Source organism: Geodermatophilus telluris (assembly GCF_900102745.1).
In the GTDB taxonomy this organism is placed as follows: domain Bacteria; phylum Actinomycetota; class Actinomycetes; order Mycobacteriales; family Geodermatophilaceae; genus Geodermatophilus; species Geodermatophilus telluris.
The window spans coordinates 25,797-48,623 of the sequence record NZ_FMZF01000007.1 but is presented as its reverse complement, the minus strand read 5'-3'; the positions used below and the strand labels follow the sequence as shown (position 1 = coordinate 48,623).

General features: G+C 75.2%; 23 protein-coding genes. 15 read left to right on the top strand and 8 right to left on the bottom strand.

Annotated elements, in window-relative coordinates; genetic code table 11:
• Nucleotides 1–4 precede the first annotated feature (4 nt).
• A complete protein-coding gene (locus BLQ97_RS19915; protein ID WP_091368095.1) occupies nucleotides 5–823 on the bottom strand; it encodes a deoxyribonuclease IV in 819 nt (272 codons plus the stop codon).
• A 169-nt stretch (nucleotides 824–992) separates the two neighbouring features.
• Between BLQ97_RS19915 and rpsF the strand changes: the two genes are divergently transcribed.
• The 7 genes from rpsF (at nucleotide 993) to BLQ97_RS19885 (ending at nucleotide 9,117) form a co-directional block, all read left to right on the top strand.
• Nucleotides 993–1,280, top strand: a complete 288-nt coding sequence (rpsF, locus tag BLQ97_RS19910; protein ID WP_091368614.1) for a 30S ribosomal protein S6 — start codon at nucleotides 993–995, stop codon at nucleotides 1,278–1,280.
• A gap of 2 nt (nucleotides 1,281–1,282) precedes the next feature.
• Entirely contained in the window at nucleotides 1,283–1,765 is a 483-nt protein-coding gene (locus BLQ97_RS19905) for a single-stranded DNA-binding protein (protein ID WP_091368092.1), read from the top strand.
• Nucleotides 1,766–1,800: 35 nt separating this feature from the next.
• On the top strand, nucleotides 1,801–2,037 hold the full coding sequence (gene rpsR / locus BLQ97_RS19900; RefSeq protein WP_073422051.1) for a 30S ribosomal protein S18: 237 nt from the start codon (nucleotides 1,801–1,803) through the stop codon (nucleotides 2,035–2,037).
• 2 nt (nucleotides 2,038–2,039) lie between these two features.
• Nucleotides 2,040–2,495: a 50S ribosomal protein L9 gene (rplI, locus tag BLQ97_RS19895; protein ID WP_091368089.1), complete on the top strand. Its 456-nt coding sequence runs from the start codon at nucleotides 2,040–2,042 to the stop codon at nucleotides 2,493–2,495.
• A gap of 629 nt (nucleotides 2,496–3,124) precedes the next feature.
• Nucleotides 3,125–3,598, top strand: coding sequence for a DnaB-like helicase N-terminal domain-containing protein (locus BLQ97_RS24055; RefSeq protein WP_245692511.1), 474 nt, complete (start codon nucleotides 3,125–3,127; stop codon nucleotides 3,596–3,598).
• 6 nt (nucleotides 3,599–3,604) lie between these two features.
• Nucleotides 3,605–6,982, top strand: coding sequence for a replicative DNA helicase (locus BLQ97_RS19890; RefSeq protein ID WP_281181456.1), 3,378 nt, complete (start codon nucleotides 3,605–3,607; stop codon nucleotides 6,980–6,982).
• A gap of 224 nt (nucleotides 6,983–7,206) precedes the next feature.
• Nucleotides 7,207–9,117 (top strand): Ig-like domain-containing protein, encoded by a 1,911-nt coding sequence (locus tag BLQ97_RS19885; RefSeq protein ID WP_091368085.1) that lies wholly within the window; start codon nucleotides 7,207–7,209, stop codon nucleotides 9,115–9,117.
• Between the two features lie 67 nt (nucleotides 9,118–9,184).
• Here BLQ97_RS19885 and BLQ97_RS19880 read toward each other — a convergent pair whose 3' ends face one another.
• A complete protein-coding gene (locus BLQ97_RS19880) occupies nucleotides 9,185–10,399 on the bottom strand; it encodes a fatty acid desaturase family protein (RefSeq protein ID WP_091368082.1) in 1,215 nt (404 codons plus the stop codon).
• A 27-nt stretch (nucleotides 10,400–10,426) separates the two neighbouring features.
• Complete coding sequence (locus BLQ97_RS19875; RefSeq protein ID WP_091368079.1) at nucleotides 10,427–11,527, bottom strand: ferredoxin reductase; 1,101 nt, start codon at nucleotides 11,525–11,527, stop codon at nucleotides 10,427–10,429.
• A gap of 104 nt (nucleotides 11,528–11,631) precedes the next feature.
• On the opposite strand from BLQ97_RS19875, the gene BLQ97_RS19870 reads away from it, so the two are divergent.
• A complete protein-coding gene (locus tag BLQ97_RS19870) occupies nucleotides 11,632–12,813 on the top strand; it encodes a PucR family transcriptional regulator (protein WP_091368076.1) in 1,182 nt (393 codons plus the stop codon).
• Between the two features lie 339 nt (nucleotides 12,814–13,152).
• Here BLQ97_RS19870 and BLQ97_RS19865 read toward each other — a convergent pair whose 3' ends face one another.
• Nucleotides 13,153–13,740: a class I SAM-dependent methyltransferase gene (locus BLQ97_RS19865; protein ID WP_245692506.1), complete on the bottom strand. Its 588-nt coding sequence runs from the start codon at nucleotides 13,738–13,740 to the stop codon at nucleotides 13,153–13,155.
• Nucleotides 13,737–15,086, bottom strand: a complete 1,350-nt coding sequence (locus tag BLQ97_RS19860) for a DNA polymerase IV (RefSeq protein WP_091368074.1) — start codon at nucleotides 15,084–15,086, stop codon at nucleotides 13,737–13,739. The genes BLQ97_RS19865 and BLQ97_RS19860 overlap by 4 nt, the downstream gene beginning before the upstream one ends.
• 56 nt (nucleotides 15,087–15,142) lie before the next feature.
• On the opposite strand from BLQ97_RS19860, the gene BLQ97_RS19855 reads away from it, so the two are divergent.
• The gene (locus BLQ97_RS19855) at nucleotides 15,143–15,970 is read left to right on the top strand and encodes an alpha/beta fold hydrolase (RefSeq protein WP_091368071.1); all 828 of its coding nucleotides are present in this window, start codon (nucleotides 15,143–15,145) and stop codon (nucleotides 15,968–15,970) included.
• Between the two features lie 110 nt (nucleotides 15,971–16,080).
• Here BLQ97_RS19855 and BLQ97_RS19850 read toward each other — a convergent pair whose 3' ends face one another.
• Nucleotides 16,081–17,784, bottom strand: a complete 1,704-nt coding sequence (locus BLQ97_RS19850; protein ID WP_091368068.1) for a DEAD/DEAH box helicase — start codon at nucleotides 17,782–17,784, stop codon at nucleotides 16,081–16,083.
• 66 nt (nucleotides 17,785–17,850) lie between these two features.
• Here BLQ97_RS19850 and BLQ97_RS19845 point away from each other — a divergent pair, with 66 nt between their 5' ends.
• The 6 genes from BLQ97_RS19845 to bluB all read left to right on the top strand — a co-directional run bounded on the left by BLQ97_RS19845 (nucleotide 17,851) and on the right by bluB (nucleotide 22,168).
• Nucleotides 17,851–18,705: an alpha/beta fold hydrolase gene (locus tag BLQ97_RS19845; RefSeq protein WP_091368065.1), complete on the top strand. Its 855-nt coding sequence runs from the start codon at nucleotides 17,851–17,853 to the stop codon at nucleotides 18,703–18,705.
• Nucleotides 18,706–18,805: 100 nt separating this feature from the next.
• The gene (locus BLQ97_RS19840) at nucleotides 18,806–19,030 is read left to right on the top strand and encodes a FitA-like ribbon-helix-helix domain-containing protein (RefSeq protein WP_245692573.1); all 225 of its coding nucleotides are present in this window, start codon (nucleotides 18,806–18,808) and stop codon (nucleotides 19,028–19,030) included.
• Nucleotides 19,027–19,419 (top strand): type II toxin-antitoxin system VapC family toxin, encoded by a 393-nt coding sequence (locus tag BLQ97_RS19835; RefSeq protein WP_091368063.1) that lies wholly within the window; start codon nucleotides 19,027–19,029, stop codon nucleotides 19,417–19,419. The genes BLQ97_RS19840 and BLQ97_RS19835 overlap by 4 nt, the downstream gene beginning before the upstream one ends.
• Before the next feature lie 152 nt (nucleotides 19,420–19,571).
• On the top strand, nucleotides 19,572–19,937 hold the full coding sequence (locus tag BLQ97_RS19830; protein WP_217637290.1) for a DUF4190 domain-containing protein: 366 nt from the start codon (nucleotides 19,572–19,574) through the stop codon (nucleotides 19,935–19,937).
• 12 nt (nucleotides 19,938–19,949) lie between these two features.
• Nucleotides 19,950–20,276 (top strand): MmcQ/YjbR family DNA-binding protein, encoded by a 327-nt coding sequence (locus BLQ97_RS19825; RefSeq protein ID WP_091368060.1) that lies wholly within the window; start codon nucleotides 19,950–19,952, stop codon nucleotides 20,274–20,276.
• Nucleotides 20,277–20,431: 155 nt separating this feature from the next.
• Complete coding sequence (gene bluB, locus BLQ97_RS19820) at nucleotides 20,432–22,168, top strand: 5,6-dimethylbenzimidazole synthase (protein WP_091368057.1); 1,737 nt, start codon at nucleotides 20,432–20,434, stop codon at nucleotides 22,166–22,168.
• 4 nt (nucleotides 22,169–22,172) lie between these two features.
• On the opposite strand, the gene BLQ97_RS19815 is transcribed toward bluB, so the two are convergent.
• Both BLQ97_RS19815 and BLQ97_RS19810 read right to left on the bottom strand, forming a co-directional pair.
• Nucleotides 22,173–22,559 (bottom strand): type II toxin-antitoxin system VapC family toxin, encoded by a 387-nt coding sequence (locus BLQ97_RS19815; protein ID WP_091368055.1) that lies wholly within the window; start codon nucleotides 22,557–22,559, stop codon nucleotides 22,173–22,175.
• Nucleotides 22,556–22,807 carry a ribbon-helix-helix domain-containing protein gene (locus BLQ97_RS19810; RefSeq protein ID WP_091368052.1) on the bottom strand — a complete coding sequence of 84 codons (252 nt, stop codon included), beginning with the start codon at nucleotides 22,805–22,807 and terminating at the stop codon, nucleotides 22,556–22,558. The genes BLQ97_RS19815 and BLQ97_RS19810 overlap by 4 nt, the downstream gene beginning before the upstream one ends.
• Nucleotides 22,808–22,827: the final 20 nt, after the last annotated feature.

Here is a 22,827-nt window from a genome sequence, read left to right as displayed (position 1 = left end):
GCCGCTACGCCCGGGACAGGGCCTCGCGCACCAGCTGCACCTCCTCGGCGTGCGCGGCCGCGTCGCCCGGCGTCTCCAGCACGACCGGGCAGTCGGCGGCGCGGGCCACCTCCAGCAGCAGCTCCAGTGGGATCTCCCCGCCCGTGAGCGGCGCGTGCCGGTCGCGGCCCGAGCCCGCCGGGTCACGGCTGTTGTTCAGGTGCACCAGGTCGACGCGGCCGGTGACGGCGCGGACGTCGTCGACGGCGGTCGCGAGGTCCCAGCCGGCGGCCCAGGCGTGGCAGGTGTCGAGCACGAACCCGGCACCGAACTCCCCGACGGCGTCCCACAGCCGGGCCACCGCACCGAGCTCGCGGGCCATCGCGTTCTCCCCGCCGGCGGTGTTCTCGATGAGCAGCGGCAGTGGGAAGCCGCCCTCCTCGGCCTGCCGGACGAAGGTCTTGCGCCAGTTGTCGAAGCCCGCGGCCGGGTCGTCCTTCGCCAGCACGTGCCCGCCGTGCACCACCATGCCCCGCGCCCCGATCGCCGCTGACGCCCGCGCGTGGACGGCGAGGTTCTTGCGGCTCGGGATGCGGATCCGGTTGTTCGTCGAGGCCACGTTGAGCACGTAGGGCGCGTGCACGAAGACGGCGACGTCGGAGGCCAGCAGGTCCTCGGCGTCGGGCCGCGGCGGCGGGGCCTTCCAGCCCTGCGGGTCGCCGAGGAAGACCTGCACGCCGTCGGCGTCCATCTCGGCGGCCCGGGCCAGCGGGCCGCCGGCGTCGAGCGCGTTGTCCTCGGTCAGGCCGGGTCCGACGTGGACGCCGATCGGGTGCGTGCTCACACCGGCGACGGTAGTCAGGCACGGCCGGCGTCCCCAGCCTGCGGCGCTGGTAGCCTGGGACCGCGCGTCCGCCCGCCGTCGTCGGCGGGACCGGGCGCGCGACGCGTGTACGACCCTCCTGCTGCAGACGTCCTGCAGCCGCCGCAGACCAGAGGAGGTGGGGTTCTCCGTGCGTCACTACGAACTGATGGTCATCCTCGACCCCGACCTGGAGGAGCGCACCATCGCTCCCTCCCTCGACCGGTTCTTGACCGTCGTCACCAACTCCGGTGGCACCGTCAAGACCGACATCTGGGGCCGGCGCCGCCTGGCCTACGAGATCAAGAAGAACGTCGAGGGCATCTACGCGGTCGTCGACATCCAGGCCGAGCCCGCCGCGGTCGCCGAGCTCGACCGCCAGCTCAACCTGAACGAGTCGGTGCTGCGCACCAAGCTCATGCGGCCCGAGGTCCACTGAGCATGGCCGGCGAGACCGTCATCACCGTCATCGGCAACCTGACCTCCGACCCGGAGCTGCGGTTCACGCCGTCGGGGGCCGCGGTCGCCAACTTCACGGTCGCCTCGACGCCGCGCACCTTCGACCGGCAGTCGCAGGAGTGGAAGGACGGCGAGGCGCTCTTCCTCCGCTGCAACGTCTGGCGGCAGGCGGCGGAGAACGTCGCCGAGTCCCTCACCCGCGGCTCGCGGGTCATCGTCTCGGGGCGGCTCAAGCAGCGCTCGTTCGAGACCAAGGAGGGCGAGAAGCGCACCGTCGTCGAGCTCGAGGTCGACGAGATCGGCCCCTCGCTGCGCTACGCCACCGCGAAGGTCACCAAGGCCTCCCGCGGTGAGGGTGGCGGCGGCTTCGGCGGCGGCGGTGGCGGCTTCGGTGGCGGTGGTGGCGGCGGCGCGAGCGACCCGTGGTCGACGCCCGCCGGCCCGTCCGACGAGCCCCCGTTCTAGTCCACACCCCGACCTAGCCGTACCTGGAGAACCCAGTGCCCAAGCCCCCCGTGCGCAAGCCCAAGAAGAAGGTCTGCCAGTTCTGCAAGGACAAGGCGACCTACATCGACTACAAGGACACGACCCTGCTGCGGAAGTTCATCTCCGACCGCGGCAAGATCCGTGCCCGCCGCGTGAGCGGCAACTGCAGCCAGCACCAGCGGGACGTCGCCACGGCCGTGAAGAACAGCCGTGAGATGGCCCTGCTGCCCTACACCTCGACGGCGCGCTGACCATGAGCACCCAGAAGCTGATCCTGACGCAGGAGGTCACCGGTCTCGGGTCCTCCGGTGACACGGTGGAGGTCAAGGGCGGGTACGCCCGCAACTACCTCCTGCCCCGCGGCCTGGCCATCGTGGCCACCCGCGGTGCCGCGAAGCAGGTCGAGTCCCTGCGGCGGGCGCGTGCCGCCCGCGAGGTGCGCTCGCTCGAGGAGGCCCAGGCCGTGGCCGGCCGCCTGCAGGGCCTGACCGTCCGCGTGCCGGCCCGTGCCGGTGCGGGCGGCCGCCTGTTCGGCCGGGTCACCACCGCCGACGTCGTCAACGCCGTGACCGCCGCCGGTGGCCCGGAGCTCGACCGCCGCCGGGTGGAGCTGCCCAGCAGCATCAAGACCACGGGCCGGCACACCGTCACCGTGCGGGTGCACCCCGAGGTCACCAGCCAGCTGCCGATCGAGGTCGTCGCCGGCTGAGCGCGGGCGACCACCCGGTCGCCGCCGTACCGCCCGAGAGGGGCGTCGGACACCCGTCCGGCGCCCCTCTCGGCGTCTCCGGGCCCGGTGGACGGCGTGGCCGCCCGGGCCTGCACCACGTGTCGACCCGGCGTCGTCTCCGGCGCCCGGAGACCACCGCAGGTCGACGACCGGCGGTTCCTCCGGCCCGTCCCCCGCCCTGTGGACGTGTGACCGCAGGGACGGGTGTGCTGCGACCCGCGACACGCCGGTGCGCGACACCACGGGTTCTCGCGGACTTTCTCCCGTCCACACCCGGTGGGTGGCCTCTGCGCAGGTCAGCGCCGCGGTGGGGACGGACGGCGCGGTCGGTCCCCTGCCGTCTCCACATGTCGACACGCGTGTGTCCACCGACTTGTCCACAAGTTGTGCAGAACGCGCCCCACAGCGGTGTTGGACGCCGTCCCCCGCGCTCCCTACCGTCGCTGACGGCGGGTGGACGGACCGGTTCTGTCGGTCCCCCGCCCTAGCCTCAGGCTCGAACAGGCGTTCGAGAGCGTTCCAGCAGTCCTGGTGCTTCCCCCACCGGACCCCGGCCAGTGGCCGGGGTCTGTCTGCGGGTGCGCCGGTGGAGAGAAGGAGGACCTCCCGTGGCGGTGGCCGACGAGTTCAGCCGGCCGTCCCCGACGGCGCCGGAGTACGACCGGCAGCCGCCGCAGGACGTCGCGGCGGAGCAGTCGGTGCTCGGCGGCATGCTGCTGAGCAAGGACGCGATCGCCGACGTCGTCGAGGTGCTGCACGGCAACGACTTCTACCGGCCGGCGCACCAGGTGATCTTCGACTGCATCCTCGACCTGTACGGGCGGGGCGAGCCGGCCGACGCGATCACCGTCGCCGCGGAGCTCAACCGCACCGACCAGCTGTCGAAGATGGGCGGTGCGGTCTACCTGCACACGCTCATCGCCTCCACGCCGACCGCGGCGAACGCCGGCTACTACGCGGCCATCGTCGCCGAGCAGGCGGTGCTGCGGCGGCTGGTGGAGGCCGGCACCCGCGTGGTCCAGCTCGGCTACGGCGCGGCCGGCGGGCGGGGCGACGTCGACGACATCGTCGACCGCGCTTAGCAGGAGATCTACGACGTCACCGAGAAGCGCATGAGCGAGGACTACTCGCGCCTCGAGGACGTCCTGCAGCCCACGATGGACGAGCTCGACGCCATCGCCTCCCGCGGCGGCACCGCCCGCGGCGTGCCCACCGGCATCCGCGACCTCGACGAGCTCACCAACGGCCTGCAGGCCGGCCAGATGGTCGTCATCGCCGCCCGTCCCGGTGTGGGCAAGGCGCTGGCGCTCGACACCCCGATCGCCACCCCCACGGGGTGGACGACGATGGGCGAGGTCGGGGTCGGTGACCGGGTGCTCGGTGCCGACGGGCGCCCCACCACGGTCGTCGCCGCCACCGACGTGCTGACCGACCGGCCCTGCTACGAGGTGCACTTCTCCGACGGCACGGTGATCGTCGCCGACGCCCGGCACCAGTGGGTCACCACCGACCGCGCCGCGCGCCGGCTGGGCGAGCGGGGTGAGGCCCGGGTCCGGACCACCGAGGAGCTGGCCCGCACGGTCCACTGCGCGACGGCCGACCGGCGGCTCAACCACGCCGTGGTGAACGCCGCGCCCCTGGACCTGCCGGCCGCCGACCTGCCCGTGCCGCCGTACGCGCTCGGCGTGTGGCTGGGCGACGGGACGTCCGCGGCGGCGCACTACACCAGCGCCGACCCCGAGATCGCGGCCTACATCGAGGCCGAGGGCCTGGTGGTCGTCCCGACCGGTGTCGACCGGCGCTACGCGCTGCGCCTGCCGGCCCGTCCGGCACCGGCCGAGCGGCCGTGCCCGATGTGCGGCGAGCTGTTCGTCCCGCGGACCTCGCAGGTCCAGACCTGCGGCAAGACCTGTGGTGGCCGGCTGCGCGCGAGCGGCGGGGTGGGGCGCGACGCGACCTGCCCCGACTGCGGCGGTCCCTCGTCCGGCACGGCGCAGTGCCAGGCCTGCCGGGACGACCACGGCACCGTGCAGGGCCTGCTGCGCACCCTGGGCGTGCTGGGCGACAAGCACATCCCCACCGCGTACCAGCGGGCGTCGGTGACCCAGCGGCGGGCGCTGCTGGCCGGCCTGCTCGACACCGACGGCACCGTCACGCAGGGTGGGGCCGTCCAGTTCGCCGTCACGAACCGCCGGCTGGCCGAGGACGCCCGCGAGCTGATCGCCGGCCTCGGGCACCGGGTCAGGCTGAGCACGAAGCGGGTCCGCGGCCGGTCCGAGGCGTCCTCCACCTGCTACACGCTGACGTTCAGCACGGACGACGAGGTCTTCCGGCTCGAGCGCAAGAAGCTCGTGCACAAGGAGCGTGGCGCGCGCACCTACACCGCCCGCGGCGTCCGTTTCGTCACCGACGTCCGGCCGGTCGCCAGCGTGCCGGTGCGGTGCATCCAGGTGGACGCCGCCGACTCCCTGTTCCTCGCCGGCCGGAGCTTCGTCCCCACGCACAACTCGACGCTGGGGCTCGACATCGCGCGGTCGGCAACGGTCAAGCACCACATGCCCGCCGTCATCTTCTCGCTCGAGATGAGCAAGCACGAGATCACCATGCGTCTGCTGTCGGCCGAGGCGAAGGTGCCGCTGCACCACATGCGCGCGGGCACGCTGTCCGACGAGGACTGGTCGAAGCTGGCCCGCCGGATGGGCGAGGTCGCCGACGCGCCGCTCTACATCGACGACTCGCCGAACATGACGATGATGGAGATCCGGGCCAAGGCGCGGCGGCTCAAGCAGCGCAACGACCTCAAGCTGGTGGTCATCGACTACCTCCAGCTGATGACCTCGGGCAAGCGCGTCGAGAGCCGCCAGCAGGAGGTCTCGGAGTTCTCCCGTGCCCTCAAGCTGCTGGCCAAGGAACTGGAAGTCCCGGTCATCGCGATGAGCCAGCTGAACCGTGGTTCAGAACAGCGGCAGGACAAGAAGCCGATGCTCTCCGACCTCCGCGAGTCGGGGTGCCTGCCGGCGGAGACGCGCATCCTCCGGGCCGACACCGGCGCCGAGACGACGATGGGCGCACTGTTCGCCAGCGGCGCCACCGACGTCCCCGTCTGGGCGCTGGACGACAACCTGCGCTACGTCCGCCGGCACCTGACCCACGTCTTCTCGACCGGTCGCAAGCCGGTGCTGCAGCTGACCACCTCGTCCGGCAAGACGGTGCGGGCCACGGCGAACCACCCGTTCCTCACCTACGACGGCTTCCGGCCGCTCGGTGAGCTGGCGCCCGGTGACCGCATCGCGGTCCCGCGGCACGTGCCGGCGCCCGACCGGATGACGGTGTGGGAGGACGAGAAGGTGGTGCTGCTGGCCCACCTGATCGGTGACGGCAGCTTCGTCAGGCGGCAGCCGCTCCGCTACGCGTCGGTCGACGAGGCGAACCTGCGGGCGGTGACCACGGCCGCGCTGCACTTCGGCGTCGTGGCCGTGCGGGACGAGTACGCGGCGGCCCGGTGCACCTCGCTGCGGCTGCGGGCGCCGTTCCCGCTCACCCACGGGCGGCGGAACCCCATCGCCGCCTGGCTCGACGAGCTGGGGCTGTTCGGTCTGCGCAGCCACGAGAAGTTCGTGCCCGAGCCCGTCTTCTCCCTCCCGAAGAAGCAGATCGCGCTGTTCCTCCGGCACCTGTGGGCCACCGACGGTTCTGTCACGGTGACCAAGGACGGCCGCGGTGGCCGGGTCCACTACGCCTCCACCAGCCGGCAGCTCGTCGACGACCTCTCCCGGCTGCTGCTCCGCTTCGGGATCTCCTGCCGCGTCCGCCGGACGCGCAAGACCGGCTACCGCGACGGCTGGACCCTCGACGTCAGCGGCTGCGACGACCAGCGGCGCTTCCTGGGGGAGATCGGCGTCCACGGCGCCCGCGGGGCGGCTGCCGAGCGGCTGCTGGAGGTCGTGCGGGCCACGTCGGGCAACCCGGACGTCGACACCATCCCCGTCCAGGTCTGGGAGCGCGTCCGGGACGTCCTGGCCGAGCAGGGCATGAGCCACCGCGCCTTCGCCGCCGCCATGGGCTCGGCCTTCTGCGGCAGCGCCATGGGGAAGCACGCGCCCAGCCGGGAGCGGCTCGGCCGGGTCGCGGAGATCCTCGGCGACGCGGAGCTGGAGATGCAGGCGGTCAACGACCTGCTGTGGGACGAGGTCGTCTCCATCGAGCAGGGCGCGGAGGAGGAGGTCTACGACGCCACGGTGCTCGGCGGCCACAACTTCGTGGCCGAGGGGATCGTCGTCCACAACAGCATCGAGCAGGACGCCGACATGGTCATGATGATCCACCGCGAGGACATGTACGAGAAGGAGAGCCCGCGGGCGGGCGAGGCCGACATCATGCTGGTCAAGCACCGCAACGGCCCGACCGCGAACGTGACGGTCGCCTTCCAGGGCCACTACAGCCGCTTCGTCGACATGGCCAACTGAGATCCGGCCGACGGAGACACGGCCGACCGACCGAGCCACGACCGAGGGGCCCAGGACCGCGACGGTCCCGGGCCCCTCGCCGTGTCCGGCATCCCTCCCACGGTGCTCCACGTGGAGCGCGACAGCCGGTCGGGCGTCCCACCTGCGGTGCAACACCTCGGCCTTGTGATGCGGACCACCGTCGTCTACGAAGAGGTGTCCCTCCCCCCAGCTTGGAGAAGCCTGTGCAGCAACGACGCTGGCAGCGGGCGACCTCGTCGGTCGTCGGCGCGCTCACCCTGACGACCGCGTTCGCGGTCGCCGCGCCCCCCGCCCTGGCCGCCCCGCCGCGGCCCACGCCCGTCTCGGTGTTCCCCTCCGACTCGCTCACCGTCGCCGACCCCGGCCAGGTCACCGGCCGCCGCGTCGCGCTGCCCACCCGCGACTGCGGCGCCCCGGTGTCCTGCGGTCTGGTGCAGCAGCTCAACCAGCTCGACGGCTTCGACCTCGACCCGCGGATCGCCGTCCGGTTCACCCGCCCGGTCGACCCGGCGCAGGCGGCTGCCGGCATCACCGTCGAGGGCCCCGACGGGGAGCGCACCGGCGTCGACCGCGTCGTCTGGGACCCCTCGACGAAGGTCCTCTACGCGCACCCGGCCGAGCAGCTGGCGCCGGCCACCACCTACCGGTTGCGGGTGGCCGACGGCCCGGGTCACCGGCCGCTCGAGGACACCTTCACCACCATGAGCGCCCCCGACGGCCTGCTCGACCTGCGGGAGCAGATCGACAGCGGCGCCGCCTTCGCCGACCTCGGCATCACGCCCGGCCTGCAGGTGGACGGCGTCTTCCCGGCCGCCGGCCTCGGTGTCTCCCTGGTCCAGGACACCGCGGTGAGCGGCGCCGACACCACCACCCCGGTGGTCGTGCCCCAGGCGGCGACCGGCGGCCGGGTCGTCTTCGGCTCCTTCGAGGCGCCGTCGTGGCTGCGCGACGACGTCACCATCGAGCAGACCCCGACCCGCGACGACGGCCCGGAGCCCGTGGCGGCGGAGCGGCTGCCGTTCGTCGCCGTCCTGCCCGCCGGGGAGGCGCCGGCGGGCGGCTGGCCGACGGCGGTCTTCGGCCACGGCTTCACCCGCTCCACGGCGGACGTCTTCCTCGCCGCGGTGGTGAACGCGCGCAGCGGGATCGCCACCGTCGCCACGAACGTCGTCGGTCACGGCTACGGCCCCGGCAGCCAGTGGCAGGTCACCCCGCTCGGCGGGCCGACGACGACGCTCCCGGCCTACGGTCGCGGCGTCGACCAGGACGTCAACGGCACCGTCGAGAGCACCGAGGGCTCCTCGGCGACCGGTGCGGCAGCGGCCCAGTCGTCGCGGGACGCGCTGCGCCAGACGGCCGCGGACGTCATGACGCTGGTCCGCTCGCTGGGCGGCAGCGACGTCGACGGCAACGGGTCGGTGGACCTCCGGGGCGCGGGCGTCACCTACTTCGGCCAGAGCTTCGGCGCCATCTACGGGACCATGGTCACCGGGGCCGACCCGACGATCACGCGGTCGGTGCTCAACGTGGGCGGCGGTCCGGTCACCGAGATCGCCCGGCTGGGGGCGTTCCGCCCGCTCACCGAGCAGGCGCTGGCCGCGGCCGGGCTGCTCAACAGCGACGACCCGACGCGCAACCACTTCCAGGAGCAGCTGCCGCTGCGCGGCGAGGGCCCGGTGACGGTCACGGTGCCGGGTGCGGTGGAGATCCAGGAGTTCCTCGCCCGGTCCACCTGGCTGTCCCGCCCGGGCAGCCCGGAGACCTTCAGCCCGCTCATCGAGCCGGAGCGGGCGGTCTTCCAGGTGGCCTTCGGCGACCGGACGGTGCCCAACCCGACGTCGTACACGGTCATCGACGCCGGTGACCTGTGGGAGCGGACCAGCCTCTACCGCAACGACCGCACCCCGCAGGCCGGCGTCAACCCGCACGGCTTCCTGCTGGACCTGGCGACGTTCCCCGTCGCCGGCGTCCAGGGCCAGACGCAGGTGGCCGCGTTCCTCGGCCGGGGGCAGGTCGTCGACCCCGACGGCGCGGGCGGCGTCTGGGAGGTGCCGGTCGCGGACCCGTCGGTGCTGCTGGCGCTGAACTTCGAGCAGCCGGCCCTGCGGCCCTGACCGGCCGCTGACACGCGGAGGGGCCCGGGACGACGACTGTCGTCCCGGGCCCCTCCGTCTGGCAGCTCTACGCGGCGGCGGCGGCCATCGCGGCCTGCTCCCGGAGGAGAGCGCGGCGGACCCGCGGCTTGCCGGTGGTCATCTTCCACAGCTTGGCCAGCTGCACGGGCAGGTTCCGGGCCGTGGTGTTCTCCAGCCAGCCGTTCGGCAGCGACAGCCGGATGATCTTGTGCCAGGCCGAGCCGACCTGCTGCGGCAGCGGCGCGGTGTGGTAGTTCAGGCCGTAGCGCTCGAACAGGTCGCGGATCTTCGGGGCGATCTCGGCGTACCGGTTGCTCGGCAGGTCGGGGAACAGGTGGTGCTCGATCTGGTGCGACAGGTTGCCGGTCAGAGTGTGCATCGCCTTGGAGCCGGAGATGTTGGCCGAGCCGAGCATCTGGCGCAGGTACCACTCGCCGCGGGTCTCGCCGTCGATCGACTTCTTCTCGAAGGTCTCCACGCCCTCGGGGAAGTGCCCGCAGAGGATGACGGAGTTCGACCAGAGGTTGCGGACGATGTTGGCCACGAAGTTGGCGGCCAGCGTGGAGACGAAGTTCGGGCCCGACAGCAGCGGGTGGATGAGGTAGTCCTTGCGCACCTGCCGGCCGATCTTGACCAGCACCTGCTTCGCCCGCCGGCGGAACTCCGGGTCGCCGGTCTGCTTCTTGGCGATGACCGCGCCGAGCTCGAGGTCGTAGGCGGCGATCCCGTACTCGAAGAAGCAGGCGTTGATGAAGCTCCACAGCGGCTGGCCGAGGTACATCGGCGTCCACGGCTGGTCCTCGTCGACGCGCATGATGCCGTAGCCGAGGTCGTTGTCCTTGCCGATCACGTTCGTGTAGGTGTGGTGCAGCTCGTTGTGCGAGTGCTTCCACTGCTCGGCCGGGCTGGCCATGTCCCACTCCCACGTCGTGGAGTGGATCTTCGGGTCGCGCATCCAGTCCCACTGGCCGTGGAGGATGTTGTGCCCGATCTCCATGTTCTCGAGGATCTTGGCGATCGACAGGCCGATCGTCCCGGCGATCCAGGCCGGCGGGAAGCCCGAGGCCAGCAGGACGGCGCGGCTGCCCAGCTCGATCTTGCGGTGCACGTCGATGACCCTGCGGATGTAGCGGGCGTCGGCCTCGCCGCGGCTGTCCATCACGCCCTGGCGGATCTCGTCGAGCTCCTTGCCGATGAGCTCGACGTCCTCGGGCGTGAGGTGCTCGATGGGGTTGACGTCCTTCTTCTGCAGAGCGGTCATGCGGTGCGTCTCCTCGGGGTCGAGAGGTCAGTGGTCGATGTCGCAGGCGCCGGCGGCGGCGCTGATGCAGGTCTGGACGAGGACGCCGTCGCCGGGGACGGCGGTGGTCACCTCGCCGGTGCGCAGGTCGCGGACGGCGCCCTCGCGCAGCGGGAGCACGCAGCCGTAGCAGATGCCCATGCGGCAGCCGCTGGGCATGAGGACGCCGGCCTCCTCGGCGGCGTCGAGGATCGGGGTGGCGCCGTCGGCCTCGAGCGACGTCCCGTTCCTCGTGAACGTGACCGTGCCGCCCTCGCCGGTGACCAGCACCGTCGGGCGGAACCGCTCGGTGTGGAGGCGGTCGGCCAGGCCGGCGGCCGCCCAGTGCTCCTCCAGCGCCTCGAGCATGCCCAGCGGCCCGCAGGCCCAGGTGGCGCGCTCGGCCAGGTCGGGCACCAGCTCGGCGATCGCGGCGGCGTCCAGCATCCCGGCGGTGTCGGTGTGCTGCTCGACCAGCCGGATCCGGCCGGCGGCGGCCAGGTCGCGCAGCTCGGTGCCGAAGACGACGTCGTCGGCGGTGGGCGCGGAGTGCACCAGCACCACGTCGTCGAGCTCCGGGTGGTTGCGCAGGATGCCCATGACCGGCGTGATGCCGGAGCCGGCGGTGACGAACAGCGCCTTGGCCGGCCGCTGCTCGGGCAGGCAGAACTCCCCGGTGGCCTGGTCGAGCTGCACGATCGTGCCCGGCTCCGCGCGGCGCACCAGGTGGTTGCTCACCTTGCCGTCGGGGATGGCCTTGACGGTGACCGTGAAGCAGCCGTCGGTGCGGCCGAGGTCGGAGGTGATCGAGTAGGCGCGCCACATGCGCACGCCGTCGACGTCGATGCCGATGCGCACGTACTGGCCGGGCCGGTGCGGCCGCCAGTCGGCACCCGGGCGGATGACGACCGTGGCGGCGTCGCGCGTCTCCGGGACGACGGCCTCGATGCGACCGCGCAGGTCGGCGCCCGGGCGCAGCGGGTGCACCAGGTCGAGGTAGTCGGCCGGCAGCAGGGGCGTGGTGACGAGCTCGGCCAGGCGGAGCGCGCGGTCACGCAGCGTCCTCAGGGTCGGCCGGGCCGCGGTGGGGCGCGGAGCGGTCGCGGTCATACCTCCACTGTTCCCTGCGCAGGGGACGACTACCTGTGCTCTGGACGTGAACGTCGCGCCGGATACTGTTCCGTGCGAACAAGAGCGGTCACGGAGGGGTCACGGTGCCGACGGATCAGGAGACGTTCGGGCTCGACGTCGCGGCGGTGGTGCGGGCCGAGCTGCCGTCGGTGGCCGAGCGGACGGTCGCCGCCATCGTCGTCGAGGTGCCCAGCTACGCCGAGGCCTTCCGCGGCCCCATGGGCCGGCGCATCGAGAACGCCGTCGAGCTGGCCCTGGCCGGTTTCCTGGAGCTGGCCACCGCGATCGACGGCGCCGATGCCAGCCGGCCGATCGCTCCGGCCATCGAGGGCGCGTACGCGCTGGGCCGCGGTGAGGCCCGCACCGGCCGGTCGATGGACGCGCTGCTGGCCGCCTACCGGGTGGGCGCACGGGTGGCGTGGCGGCACATGAGCGGGACGGCGGTGGCCGCCGGGCTGTCCGCGGGCGCACTGGCCCGCTTCGCCGAGCTCGTCTTCGCCTACATCGACCAGCTGTCGGCGGCCAGCGCCTCCGGGCACGCCGACCAGCTGGCCGCCAGCGGGCGGGTGCGCCGCCGCCACCTGGAGCGGCTGACCGAGCTGCTGGTCACGGGCGCGCCGCCCTACGACCTGCACGCGGCCGCCGAGCTGGCCGACTGGACGCCGCCGCGCACCCTGACGGCGGTGCTGCTGCCGGAGGCCGGCGCGCGCGAGGCGATGGCGCTGCTCGACGCCCGGACGCTGCAGGCCGGGGAGGACCTGCCCGGCGCGGAGCCCTCCACCGAGCGCGCCGTGCTGCTGGTGCCCGACGCCGAGGGGTTCGCGCGCGCCGCCCTGGTGCGGGCGTTGACCGGCCGCGGCGCCGTCGTCGGCCCGCCGCGGCCGTGGGTGGACGCCCGGTCGTCGTACTCCCGCGCGCTGCGGGCGCTGCAGCTCGGCCTGGAGCCCGAGGGCGACGTCCCGGTGGACACCGAGCTGCGGCTGGCCGACCTGGTGCTGCGGGCCGACGGCGAGGCGCTGGCCGACCTGCGCGCCCAGGTGCTGGCCCCCCTCGACGACCTCGGCCCCGGCCCCCGCGAGAAGCTGCTGGAGACGCTGCGCTCGTGGCTGCTGCACCACGGCCGCCGCGAGCAGGTCGCCGCCGAGCTCTACGTGCACCCGCAGACGGTCCGCTACCGGATGGGGCAGCTGCGCGAGCGCTTCGGTGACCGCCTCGACGACCCGCAGACCGTGCTGGCGCTGACCTTGGCCCTCGGCGCGCGCTGAGCGGGGCGGGTGGACGACCGGCACCGCACAGGTGCCCGGCATCGCACAGGTGACCGGCACCGCGCACCCAGCTGCCTCCCAGCCGGGCGGCCGAGGCTCGGGCGCACCGCGGCACCGCACCGGCGCCGCGGGCACCGAGGAGGTCCGCCGTGCACACCACCGACACCCACCCCGGCCCCACCGAGCACGTGGGCGCGCACGCCTGGGTGCGCGTCCCACGCCGTCTCCTGCTGGAGGGGAGCGCCGGCCGCGCCGTGGAGGTGTCCGCCGTGGCGCTCGCCGAGCACCCCGGCGCGATCCTGCGGTCGCTCGCCGTCGGGGCCGACGGTCGTCGCGAGGTCAGCCGGCCCGCAGCACCGCGACCAGGAAGTCCGACGTCGCGGTGAACGGGTGCAGGTGCCAGGTCGACAGCAGCACGTCGGGCTCCAGCCCGGCGGTGCCGGCGTCGGCGAGGAAGGCGTCGAAGGCGTAGTCGCGGCCGGCGCCGAAGCCGACCACCGCCCGCCCACCCGCCACCAGGTGGGCGCGGAAGCGGCGCAGCACCTCGACGCGGGTCGAGGTGCTGAGGAAGGTCACCACGTTGCCCGCGCAGACGACGACGTCGAACCGGTCGGGCAGGTCGAGTTCGGCGAGGTCACCGACCAGCCAGCGCGCCCCCGGGTGGTCCTGTTCGGCGGCCGCGACGAGCACCGGGTCGACGTCGACCCCGACGACGTCGTGCCCCACCGAGGCGAGGTACCCGCCCACGCGGCCGGGCCCGCAGCCGGCGTCGAGGACCCGCGCCCCGCGCGGGAGCATCGCGTCGACCAGCCGGGCCTCGCCGACGATGTCCGTGCCGCCCGCCGCGAGGTCCCGGAAGCGCTGCACGTAGGCGGCCGAGTGGCCGGGATCGGCCTGCGTCATCCGCACCCAGGCGTTCTCGCTCACGGTGCCATCGTCGCCGGGCGCCAGTCCGGCGGGTCACCGGGGTGCAGCGCGGGGTCGTCGGCGGCCAGCGTGCGCACCGGCCCGGGTGGGGTCAGCGGGCCCTCGAACCGCACCGTCACCCGGCCCAGCCCGCGGCCCCACACCCAGCCCGGCCCCAGCTCGTCGTGGACGACGTCCTGCCCGGGCCACCACCGCCGGTCGGCCGGCGGCTCGGGCTCGGCCGGCGCCTCGGCCACGGCGGTCTCCCCCGGCTCCGGCACGGCCTCGTCGTCGGCGGCGAACAGGTCGCCCTGCGCGTACTGCGACAGCCCGGAGACGCCGACGCCGAGCAGCCGCAGGCCGCCGCCGGTGCCGGCCTCGGCGAGCAGCCGCCGGGCGATGGAGGCCACCTGCCGGGCGTCGTCGGTGGGCTGGGGCAGGGTCTGCGAGCGGGTGATCGTGGTGAAGTCGTAGCGGCGCAGCTTGAGCGTCACCGTCCGGCCCGACAGCGACGACGCGCGCAGCCGGCCGCCCACCCGGCCGGCCATCGCGTCGATGAGCCGGTTGAGCTCGGCCACGTCGGTGAGGTCGCGCTCGAAGGTCGACTCCTGCGACACCGACTTGGCCTCCCGCTCGGCGACCACCGGGCGGTCGTCCTCGGCCCGCGCCAGCTGGTACAGCCCGGTGCCGTGCGCCCGGCCGGCGAGCGCGACCAGGTCGTGCAGCGGCTTGCGGGCGAGGTCGGCCACCGTCCGCACGCCCACCGTGTGCAGCCGCTCGGCCGTCGCCGGGCCGACGCCGCCCAGCCGGGTCACCGGCAGCGGGTGCAGCACGTCGAGCTCCGAGCCGGGCGGGACGACGACGAGGCCGTCGGGCTTGTCCAGGTCGGAGGCGATCTTGGCCATGAGCTTGGAGCTGCCGATGCCCACCGAGCCGGTCACCCCGCCGGTGGCCGCGGCGATCCCGGCCTTGAGCCGCCGGGCGAGCGCGGTGACGCCGTCGACGGTCAGGTCGTGGCCGGGGCCGGCCGCCAGGTCGACGTAGGCCTCGTCGATCGACACCGGCTCCACCAGCGGCGACAGCTCGCGCAGCAGCTGCATGACGACGTCCGACGTCCGCCGGTAGGCGCCGAACCGGCCGCCGAGGAAGGCCGTGCCGGGCGGGCAGCGGCGCCGGGCCTCCGCCGTCGACATGGCCGAGCGGGCGCCGTAGGCGCGCGCCTCGTAGGACGCCGTGGCGACGACGCCGCGCCCGCCGGTCCCGCCGACGACCACGGGCCGGCCGCGCAGCGAGGGCTTGTCGCGCTGCTCGACGGCGGCGAAGAACGCGTCGAGGTCGAGGTGCAGCACACTCGCCTCCCGCCGCACGGCGCCATTCTCCCCGCCCGTTGCCGGTGCGCCCGCCACCCGGCAGGCTCCGTGACATGGGGGACCGGCGGACCGCGTTCGAGACCGCCTACGACGCGGCGCTCGCGCGCTGGCCGGTGCCGGTCCGCCCGGTCGACGTCGAGACGCGGTTCGGCCGCACCCACGTGCTGGTCAGCGGCGCGCCGTCGGCTCCCCCGCTGGTGCTGCTGCCCGGCGGCGGGGCCACCCCGCTGGCCTGGTCGGGCGCGATGCGGCGGCTCGTCGCGGTGCGCCGCGTGCACGTCGTCGACCCGGTCGGCGACGCCGGCCGCAGCCCGGCCACCAGCCCGCTCACCAGCACCGGCGACGTCGTCGACTGGCTCGCCGAGGTCCTCGACGGGCTGGGGCTGGGCGCCGTCGACCTGGCCGGGCACAGCTACGGCGGCTGGCAGGCCCTCGCCCTCGCGCTCGACCGGCCCGACCGCGTGCGCCGCCTCGGCCTGGTCGACCCGACCACCACCTTCGCCGGCTTCTCCCCCGGCTACCTGCTGCACGCCGTCCCGGTGCTCGCCCGGCCCAGCGCCGCCCGGATGCGGGCGCTGGTGCGCTGGGAGACCGGCGGCCGGCCGGTGGACGACGCCTGGCTCGACGTCGCCGCGCTGGGCGCCGAGGTGTCGACGGCGGCGCCGGTGCGCACCCGCCGGCCCGAGCCCGCCCGGCTGGCCGCGCTGACCGTGCCGACGCTGGTCGTCGTCGCCGGGGACGGGCGGGCCCAGGACCCGCGGCAGGTGGCCCGCAACGCGGGCCGGCTGATGCCGCGGGCGAGCGTGGTGACGCTGCCCGGCGCCACGCACCACACGCTGCCGGCCGGTGCGGAGCAGGCGCTCACCGAGTTCCTCCGCTGAGCGGGGGCGGTCCGTCCGGGTGGACCGGCACCGCCCGTGCCCGAACTCCTCGATCACCGCCGCGCCGGCTGTGTCGGGCAGCGTGACCGGGCTCCCGCCCCGCAGCCGGCTCAGGCGTCGGTGAGCGCCGCGGGCGGCAGCCAGTCGGCGTCGAGCAGCTCGGCGATCTCCTGTAGCGAGGAGGTGTCCGCGCCCGCCGTCGACCCGCTGACCGCCAGCCGCTCGACCATCACCCGGGCCACCTGCTCCTCGACGGTGCCCTCGGCGAAGGCCACCCGCCACGGCGACACCTGCCCGTCACGGTGGGTGCGGCCGGTGACCTGGCGGGCCTGGATGCCGGAGAACCGCGGCTGGTGGAACAGGCCCACCCGCGGGGTCGACGACGCCGTCGCCCCGCCCGGCAGCAGCTCGCCGGCGTGCAGGCTGATCGAGGCGGTCACGGTGAACACGCACACCGGGGCGGCGCCGGTCTGGAAGCGCAGCCGCTCGGCCTCGACGTCGAAGCGGTCCCGGCCGTAGATCGAGGCCACGGCGACGCCCGAGTCCAGCAGCGCCTCGCGGATCGGGTCGGCCGCCGTCTCGACGAACTCCACCGACACCGCCACCTGCCGCTCGGCCTCCACCTGCGCACGCACCCAGTCGACGGTGGCCTGGACGCGGATCAGCCCGGCCTTCTGCCGGAACCGCAGCAGCGCGGCGCGACCGCGGGCGCTCTGCCGGGCGCGGCGGGCCAGCTGCATCTCGGCGCGGAACTCCTGCCACTCCGACGCGTAGGCGCACCTCTCGGCCGGGGTCAGCGCCACCGGCGTCCCGGTCACCGACACCGGTCCCCACGGCGCCGGGCGGTGCAGGGTGGCGGGTGGCTCCGCGCCGGTGAGCCAGCCCTGCAGCCGGGCGAGGTCGGTGCGGCGGGCGTCGGCGTCCTCGGTCCACGCCCAGCCGTAGCGGCCCCGTTCCACGTGGAACCCGTGCTCGGCGAGCTTCGCCGGCAGGTCCGCCCACGCGCGCAGCGGCTCGCCGTGCACCTGGGCGAACTGCGGCGCCAGGTAGGGCAGCTCCAGCGGGGTGTGCGCGGGGGTGGCGGTGGCGGCGACGACGAACGGGACGTCCTTCGCGCGCCCACCGCCGGAGACCGCCTTCCAGTGCTTCCACCGCTGCGTCGTCGTGTGCCGGACCATGTGCGCCTCGTCGGCGATCACGACGTCGAAGGTCAGCGTGCTCACCTTGGCCAGCCGGTCCCAGGTGGTCACGCACCAGCGCAGGCCGCCGTCGCCGAAGCCGGCGATCGAGCGGGTCCAGTGCGGGATGGTGATCGCCGCCGGGCGGTCGGCGACCACGAGCACCCGCTCGCCGCCGCGCAGCTCGCAGATCTCCCGGGCGGCCAGGACCGCGGTGCCGGTCTTGCCGACGCCGGGGTCGTCGCCGAGCAGGAACACCCGGTGCCCGGCCGCGGCCGAGGCGACGACGGCCTCCGCGCCGGTGCACTGCTCCTCGCGGGGGACCATCGGCCGGCCCTCCGGCAGCGGCCGCGGCGTCTCGTTGAGCTCGTCCTCGAGGAAGCGCTCGAACGTGTACGGCGGCGGGTCGTAGGGCGCCAGCGCCGACGGCAGCTCCGCGCCCACCCACACGTGCGCCTGCAGCCCGGCGTGCCAGGTGGCGCCGGGTGCCGGCGCGCGGAAGGGGACGGCGAGCACCCAGACCCGCTCCCCCGGGCCCGCGGTGGGCAGGTCGGGGACCGCGGGGCGGCGGGCCGTCGTCCGCCGTCTCGTGGTCCGCCGCCTGGGGGTCGTGGCGGCACGGCGCCGTCCGGGCACGGTGGACCTCCTCTCGTCCGGGGCACGGTAGGTCGCCGGCGGCCGGGGATCTGGTGGAATCGCCGGGTGACTGCCGACGCGCCCTCCGACGAGCGGCTGGCGGCGCGCACCGTCGGGGAGTCCGGGCCGCGCGTCGTCTTCGTCCACGGCCTGTTCGGCCAGGGCAAGAACTGGACGACGGCGGCCAAGGGGCTCGCCGACGGCCACCGCGTGACGCTGCTCGACCTGCCCAACCACGGGCACTCGCCGTGGACCGACCGGGTCGACTACGTCGACATGGCGGAGGTGGTCGCCGACGAGCTGGCGTCGTCCGAGGAGCCGGTGACGCTGGTCGGGCACTCGATGGGCGGCAAGGTGGCGATGCAGCTGGCGCTGCGCCGGCCGGAGCTGCTGCGGGCGCTCGTCGTCGTCGACATCGCGCCGGTGGAGTACCCGGTGTCCGGCGGCCGCACCGACGACCCCGACGAGGAGGCCTCGCCGTTCGGCGCGTTCATCGCTGCGATGCGCGCGGTGGACCTCGGCGCGCTGCGCACCCGCGAGGACGCCGACCGGGCGCTGCGCGAGGCGGTGCCCAGCACGATGGTCCGGTCGTTCCTGCTGCAGAGCCTGGTCCGCGAGGGGGTGGGCTCCGGCCGCTGGCGGTGGCGACTGAACCTGGAGACGCTCGAGCGCGACCTCGGCGAGCTGCGCGGCTTCCCCGACCCGCCGCCGGGCGCCACCTTCGACGGCCCGGTGCTGTGGATCGCGGGCGCGAACAGCCACTACGTGCTGCCCGGCGACCGCGCGCGGATGGACGAGCTGTTCCCCTCGACCCGGCTGGTGAAGGTCAAGGGTGCCGGCCACTGGGTGCACTCCGAGCAGCCCGAGGTCTTCCTCGAGACCCTGCGCCGCTTCCTCCAGCAGGTCGAGGACGGGCGTTAGGACCTCCGCCCCGGCCGGAGCGACCGGTCACAGGACACGTCGCATGCTCGACACATGTGATCGCATGCGCGCCACACGTAGGATGGGCGGCGTGCCCAAGATGGTCCAGGTGCGCAACGTCCCGGACGACCTGCACGCGGCCCTGCGCGCCCGGGCCGCGGCGAGCGGGTTGAGCCTCTCGGAGTACCTGCTCCGAGAGCTGCAGGTGCTCGCCGCGCGTCCCAGCAAGGCCGAGGTGCTCGCCCGGGCTGCACGACGGGGTGGGCGGATGTCGTTCGACGACGCCGTCGCCGCGATCGCGGCGGAGCGTCCGGACGGCCCGTGATCGTCGTCGGTGCATCCGTCCTGGTGCCCGCTCTCGTCGACGACGGTGGGTCCGGGGCCCTGGCCCGTGAGCGGTTGCTCGCCTCGGACGTGCACGTCCCGGCGCTGGCGGACGTCGAGGTCCTCTCCGCCGTCCGACGCGCCGTCCTGGCCGGCCGGCTCCCCGCCCAGCGCGGTGCCGAGGCCCTGGAGGACTGGAGCGAGCTGACCGTGGAGCGGTACCCCCACCTGCCGCTCCTGCCGCGGGCGTGGCAGCTGCGGGAGTCCGTCAGCGCCTACGACGCCCAGTACGTCGCCCTCGCCGAGCTCCTCGGCGTCCCCCTCGTCACCGCCGACGCGCGGCTGTCCCGGGCGCCGGGACTCCGCTGCGCCGTGGACCTCCTGAGCTGAGGGTGGGCGCCGCGGCCGGGGCGACCTGACCCGTCCGGGGTGGTGGTGCTGGCCCGGGCCCCGCCCGGGCCCGTACCGTCCGCGCTGGCCCGGCGTGGGGGACGCCGGGCCACCACCGACCCGGCAGCCGGGCAGGACGACGGGGGACGGACATGACCCAGTGGGGCGCCCACGACCCGGCCGCGGCGCAGCAGGGCCGGCCGGCCTACGGGCCGCCGCAGCCGCCCTACCGCCCGCCGCAGGCGCCCTACGGCCCGCCGCCCGGCTACCCGCCGTACGGGTACGGGTGCCCGCCCCGGCGCACCAACGGGCTCGCCATCGCGTCGATGGTCCTGGGCATCGTCTGGGTCTACTGGATCGGCAGCGTCCTCGCGCTCGTCTTCGGCTACGTCGCCCGCAGCCAGATCCGCGAGCGCGGCGAGGGCGGCGACGGCATGGCGATCGCCGGGATCGTGCTCGGCTGGGTCGGCGTCGGGTTCCTCGGGCTGGTCCTCGTCGCCGCCCTCGCGTCGGCCTGACCCGTTCCCGCCGTGACCCCCGACGACGTCCGCGCACTGGCGCTGGCCCTCCCGGAGGTGACCGAGGCCGACCACCACGGCCGCCCCTCGTTCCGGCTGGGCAGCGCGGTGCTGGCCACGCTGTGGGACGAGGACGCGCTCAACGTGCTGGTCGGTGAGTCGGAGGCCCGGGCGGCCGAGGGCGGCCCCTGCTCGCTGCTGTGGTGGGGACGGCGGGTCTCCGGCGTCCGCGTCGACCTCGCCGCCGCCGACCCGGCCCTCGTCGCCGACCTGCTGGAGGAGGCCTGGCTGCGGCGTGCGCCGGTCCGGCTGCGGCGCCCGGGACCGCGCTCGGGTTGAGCCCGCGCGGCCGGCAGCCGAAACACCGGGTGGCCCCGCCGTCCGGACGGGCGTCGCGGACCCGCCACGGGGAGGCCCGCGGCGCCCGTCGGCGGAGCCGGACCCGTGGCTAGAGTCGGCGACCGACCGGGTCCGGCGCGTGGGAGGAGAGCCGCATGACGGCGTCCCCCTGGCCGCGGCCCGTCCCGCTCGTCGGCGACGTCACCTCCGCCGCCGAGCGGGCCGGCGACCCGGCCGCCTGGGCGATGCCCGAGCACGCCGATGGCCTCTACGCCGTCGTCGCCGCCCGGCGCGACGTCCGCCGCTACCGCCCCGACCCGGTGCCCGACGACGTCCTGCAGCGGGTCCTCGCCGCCGGGCACGCCGCGCCGTCGGTGGGGCACAGCCAGCCGTGGCGCTTCCTCGTCGTCCGCGACGCCGCCACCCGCGACCGGGCCGCGGTCCTCACCGACCGGGAGCGGCTGCGCCAGGCCGCGCAGCTGGAGCCCGACGCCGCACGGCGGCTGCTGGACCTGCAGCTCGAGGGCGTGCGCGAGGCACCGCTGGGCGTCGTCGTCTGCTGCGACCGGCGCACCCCCGCCGCCGGCGTGCTGGGCCGGGCCACCTTCCCCGACGCCGACCTGTGGAGCTGCGCGGCGGCGATCCAGAACCTCTGGCTGGCCGCCCGCGCCGAGGGCCTGGGCATGGGCTGGGTGACGCTGTTCCGCCCCGACGAGCTCGCCGCGCTCGTCGGGCTGCCCGACGGCGTGGTGACCCTCGGCTGGCTGTGCCTGGGCTGGCCCGACGAGCGCCCGCCCGCGCCGGGCCTGGAGCGGGCCGGCTGGTCGCGGCGGCTGCCGCTGTCGGCCGTCGTCGTCGAGGACCGCTGGCCGGCCGACGACGGCGGTCCGGCCGCTCCCCCGTCGCACCTGCGCGCCCCCGGCCGGGACGCCGTCGTCGGTGCCCGCGACGAGGCCGACCGGCTGCTCACCCCGCCGGGCTCGCTCGGCGTGCTCGACCGCGCGGTGGACCGGGTGGTGGCGCTGGGCCGCGGCGACGCCACCGGCGGCACGCTGGTGCTGGCCGCGGCCGACCACCCGGTCGCCGCGCTCGGCGTCTCGGCCTACGGGACCCGCGTGACCCGCGACGTCGCCCGCGCAGCGCTGGCCGGGGTGTCGGTGGGCGCCACCGCCGCGGCCGCGGCCGGGCTGGCCACCGTCGTCGTCGACGCGGGGGTGGCCGGCGACCCGCTGGACGGCGCGGTCGCCGCCCGCCCCGCCGGTCCGCGCGGCGACCTCGCCGCCGCCCCCGCCCTGACCCGGGACGACGTGGCGCGGCTGCTCGCGGCCGGCCGCGGGCTCGGCGCCGCCCACGCCGGCGCGGGCCTGGTCGCGCTCGGCGAGGTGGGCGTCGGCAACACCACCGTCGCGGCCGCGCTCGCCGCCGGGCTGCTCGGCGTGGACGCCGCCGCGGTGACCGGTCTGGGCGCGGGCGCCGACAGCGCCGTGCTGGAGCGCAAGCGCGACGTGGTGGCCGCCGCGCTGACCCGGGCCGGCCGCGGGCTCGGGCGTGACCCTGCCGGGGCCCTGGCCGAGCTCGGCGGTCCGGAGCTCACCGTGCTCGCCGGGGTGCTGCTGGGCGCCGCGGAGGCCGGCACCGCCGTCGTCCTGGACGGGTTCGCCGTGTCGGTGGCCGCGCTGGCCGCCGTCCTGCTCGAGCCGGGCGCGCAGGCCGCCCTGGTGGCCGGGCAGCGCAGCCGTGAGCGGGGGCACGAGCTGGTGCTGCAGGCGCTGGGCCTCGAGCCGCTGCTGGACCTGCGGCTACGGGCCGGCGAGGGCGCCGGGTCGGCGCTGGCCGCCGGGCTGCTGCTCGACGGCCTGCGGATCCGCCGGGGGACCGCCCGGGTGGGGTGAGGCCTCAGGGCAGGGGGAACGGTGGCGCGAGGTCGGCGAACATGGGGAAGTGCCGGGTGTTCAGGGTCGCCAGCTCCAGCCCGTTGACCTCGGCCACCGCGGCCACGAGGTAGTCGCCGAGCCCGATGCCGCCGTGCGACCGCCGGTAGGTCCTCATCAGCTCACCCGCGCGCCAGCCGACCCGCTCGGTCACCGGGAAGACGTCGAGGCTGGACAGCAGGCGCGTCACCTCGCGGCGTTCGGCCGACCGCATCCCGCCGCTCACCTCCGTGAGCGTCACCGCGCTCGTGGCCAGCCGGCCGGTGCGCCGGCGGGCGTCGAGGAGCCAGTCGCGGGCAGCCGGCACGCCGCGGAGGTGGGCGATCACCACGTCGCTGTCGAGCAGGATCACAGCCGGCTCACCCGGTCCAGGTGCGCGGCCCGCTCGTCCGGGCCCCGCTCGAGCGGGCCGTCCGCGACGAGGGCGCCGAAGGACTCGGTGATGGCTGCCAGGTCTGCGTCGAGGTCGGACGGTGCCGCGGAGACCCCGCGGTCGACCAGGCGCCGGACGAGTTCGGCCCGGGAGACCCCCGCGGCCCGCGCGATGGTGTCCAGGGCAGCGGTCTGGTCCTCGTCGAGGTAGATGTTCGTCCGCCGCATACACCACAACCTACACCACT

Excerpts from the sequence above, each read along its gene's own strand:
- BLQ97_RS19905 (WP_091368092.1), top strand. The coding sequence starts at position 1,283 with ATGGCCGGCGAGACCGTCATCACCGTCATCGGCAACCTGACCTCCGAC.
- rplI (WP_091368089.1), top strand. The coding sequence starts at position 2,040 with ATGAGCACCCAGAAGCTGATCCTGACGCAGGAGGTCACCGGTCTCGGG.
- BLQ97_RS19880 (WP_091368082.1), bottom strand. The coding sequence starts at position 10,399 with ATGACCGCTCTGCAGAAGAAGGACGTCAACCCCATCGAGCACCTCACG.
- BLQ97_RS19875 (WP_091368079.1), bottom strand. The coding sequence starts at position 11,527 with ATGACCGCGACCGCTCCGCGCCCCACCGCGGCCCGGCCGACCCTGAGG.
- BLQ97_RS19855 (WP_091368071.1), top strand. The coding sequence starts at position 15,143 with ATGGGGGACCGGCGGACCGCGTTCGAGACCGCCTACGACGCGGCGCTC.
- BLQ97_RS19840 (WP_245692573.1), top strand. The coding sequence starts at position 18,806 with ATGGTCCAGGTGCGCAACGTCCCGGACGACCTGCACGCGGCCCTGCGC.
- BLQ97_RS19830 (WP_217637290.1), top strand. The coding sequence starts at position 19,572 with ATGACCCAGTGGGGCGCCCACGACCCGGCCGCGGCGCAGCAGGGCCGG.
- bluB (WP_091368057.1), top strand. The coding sequence starts at position 20,432 with ATGACGGCGTCCCCCTGGCCGCGGCCCGTCCCGCTCGTCGGCGACGTC.
- BLQ97_RS19810 (WP_091368052.1), bottom strand. The coding sequence starts at position 22,807 with ATGCGGCGGACGAACATCTACCTCGACGAGGACCAGACCGCTGCCCTG.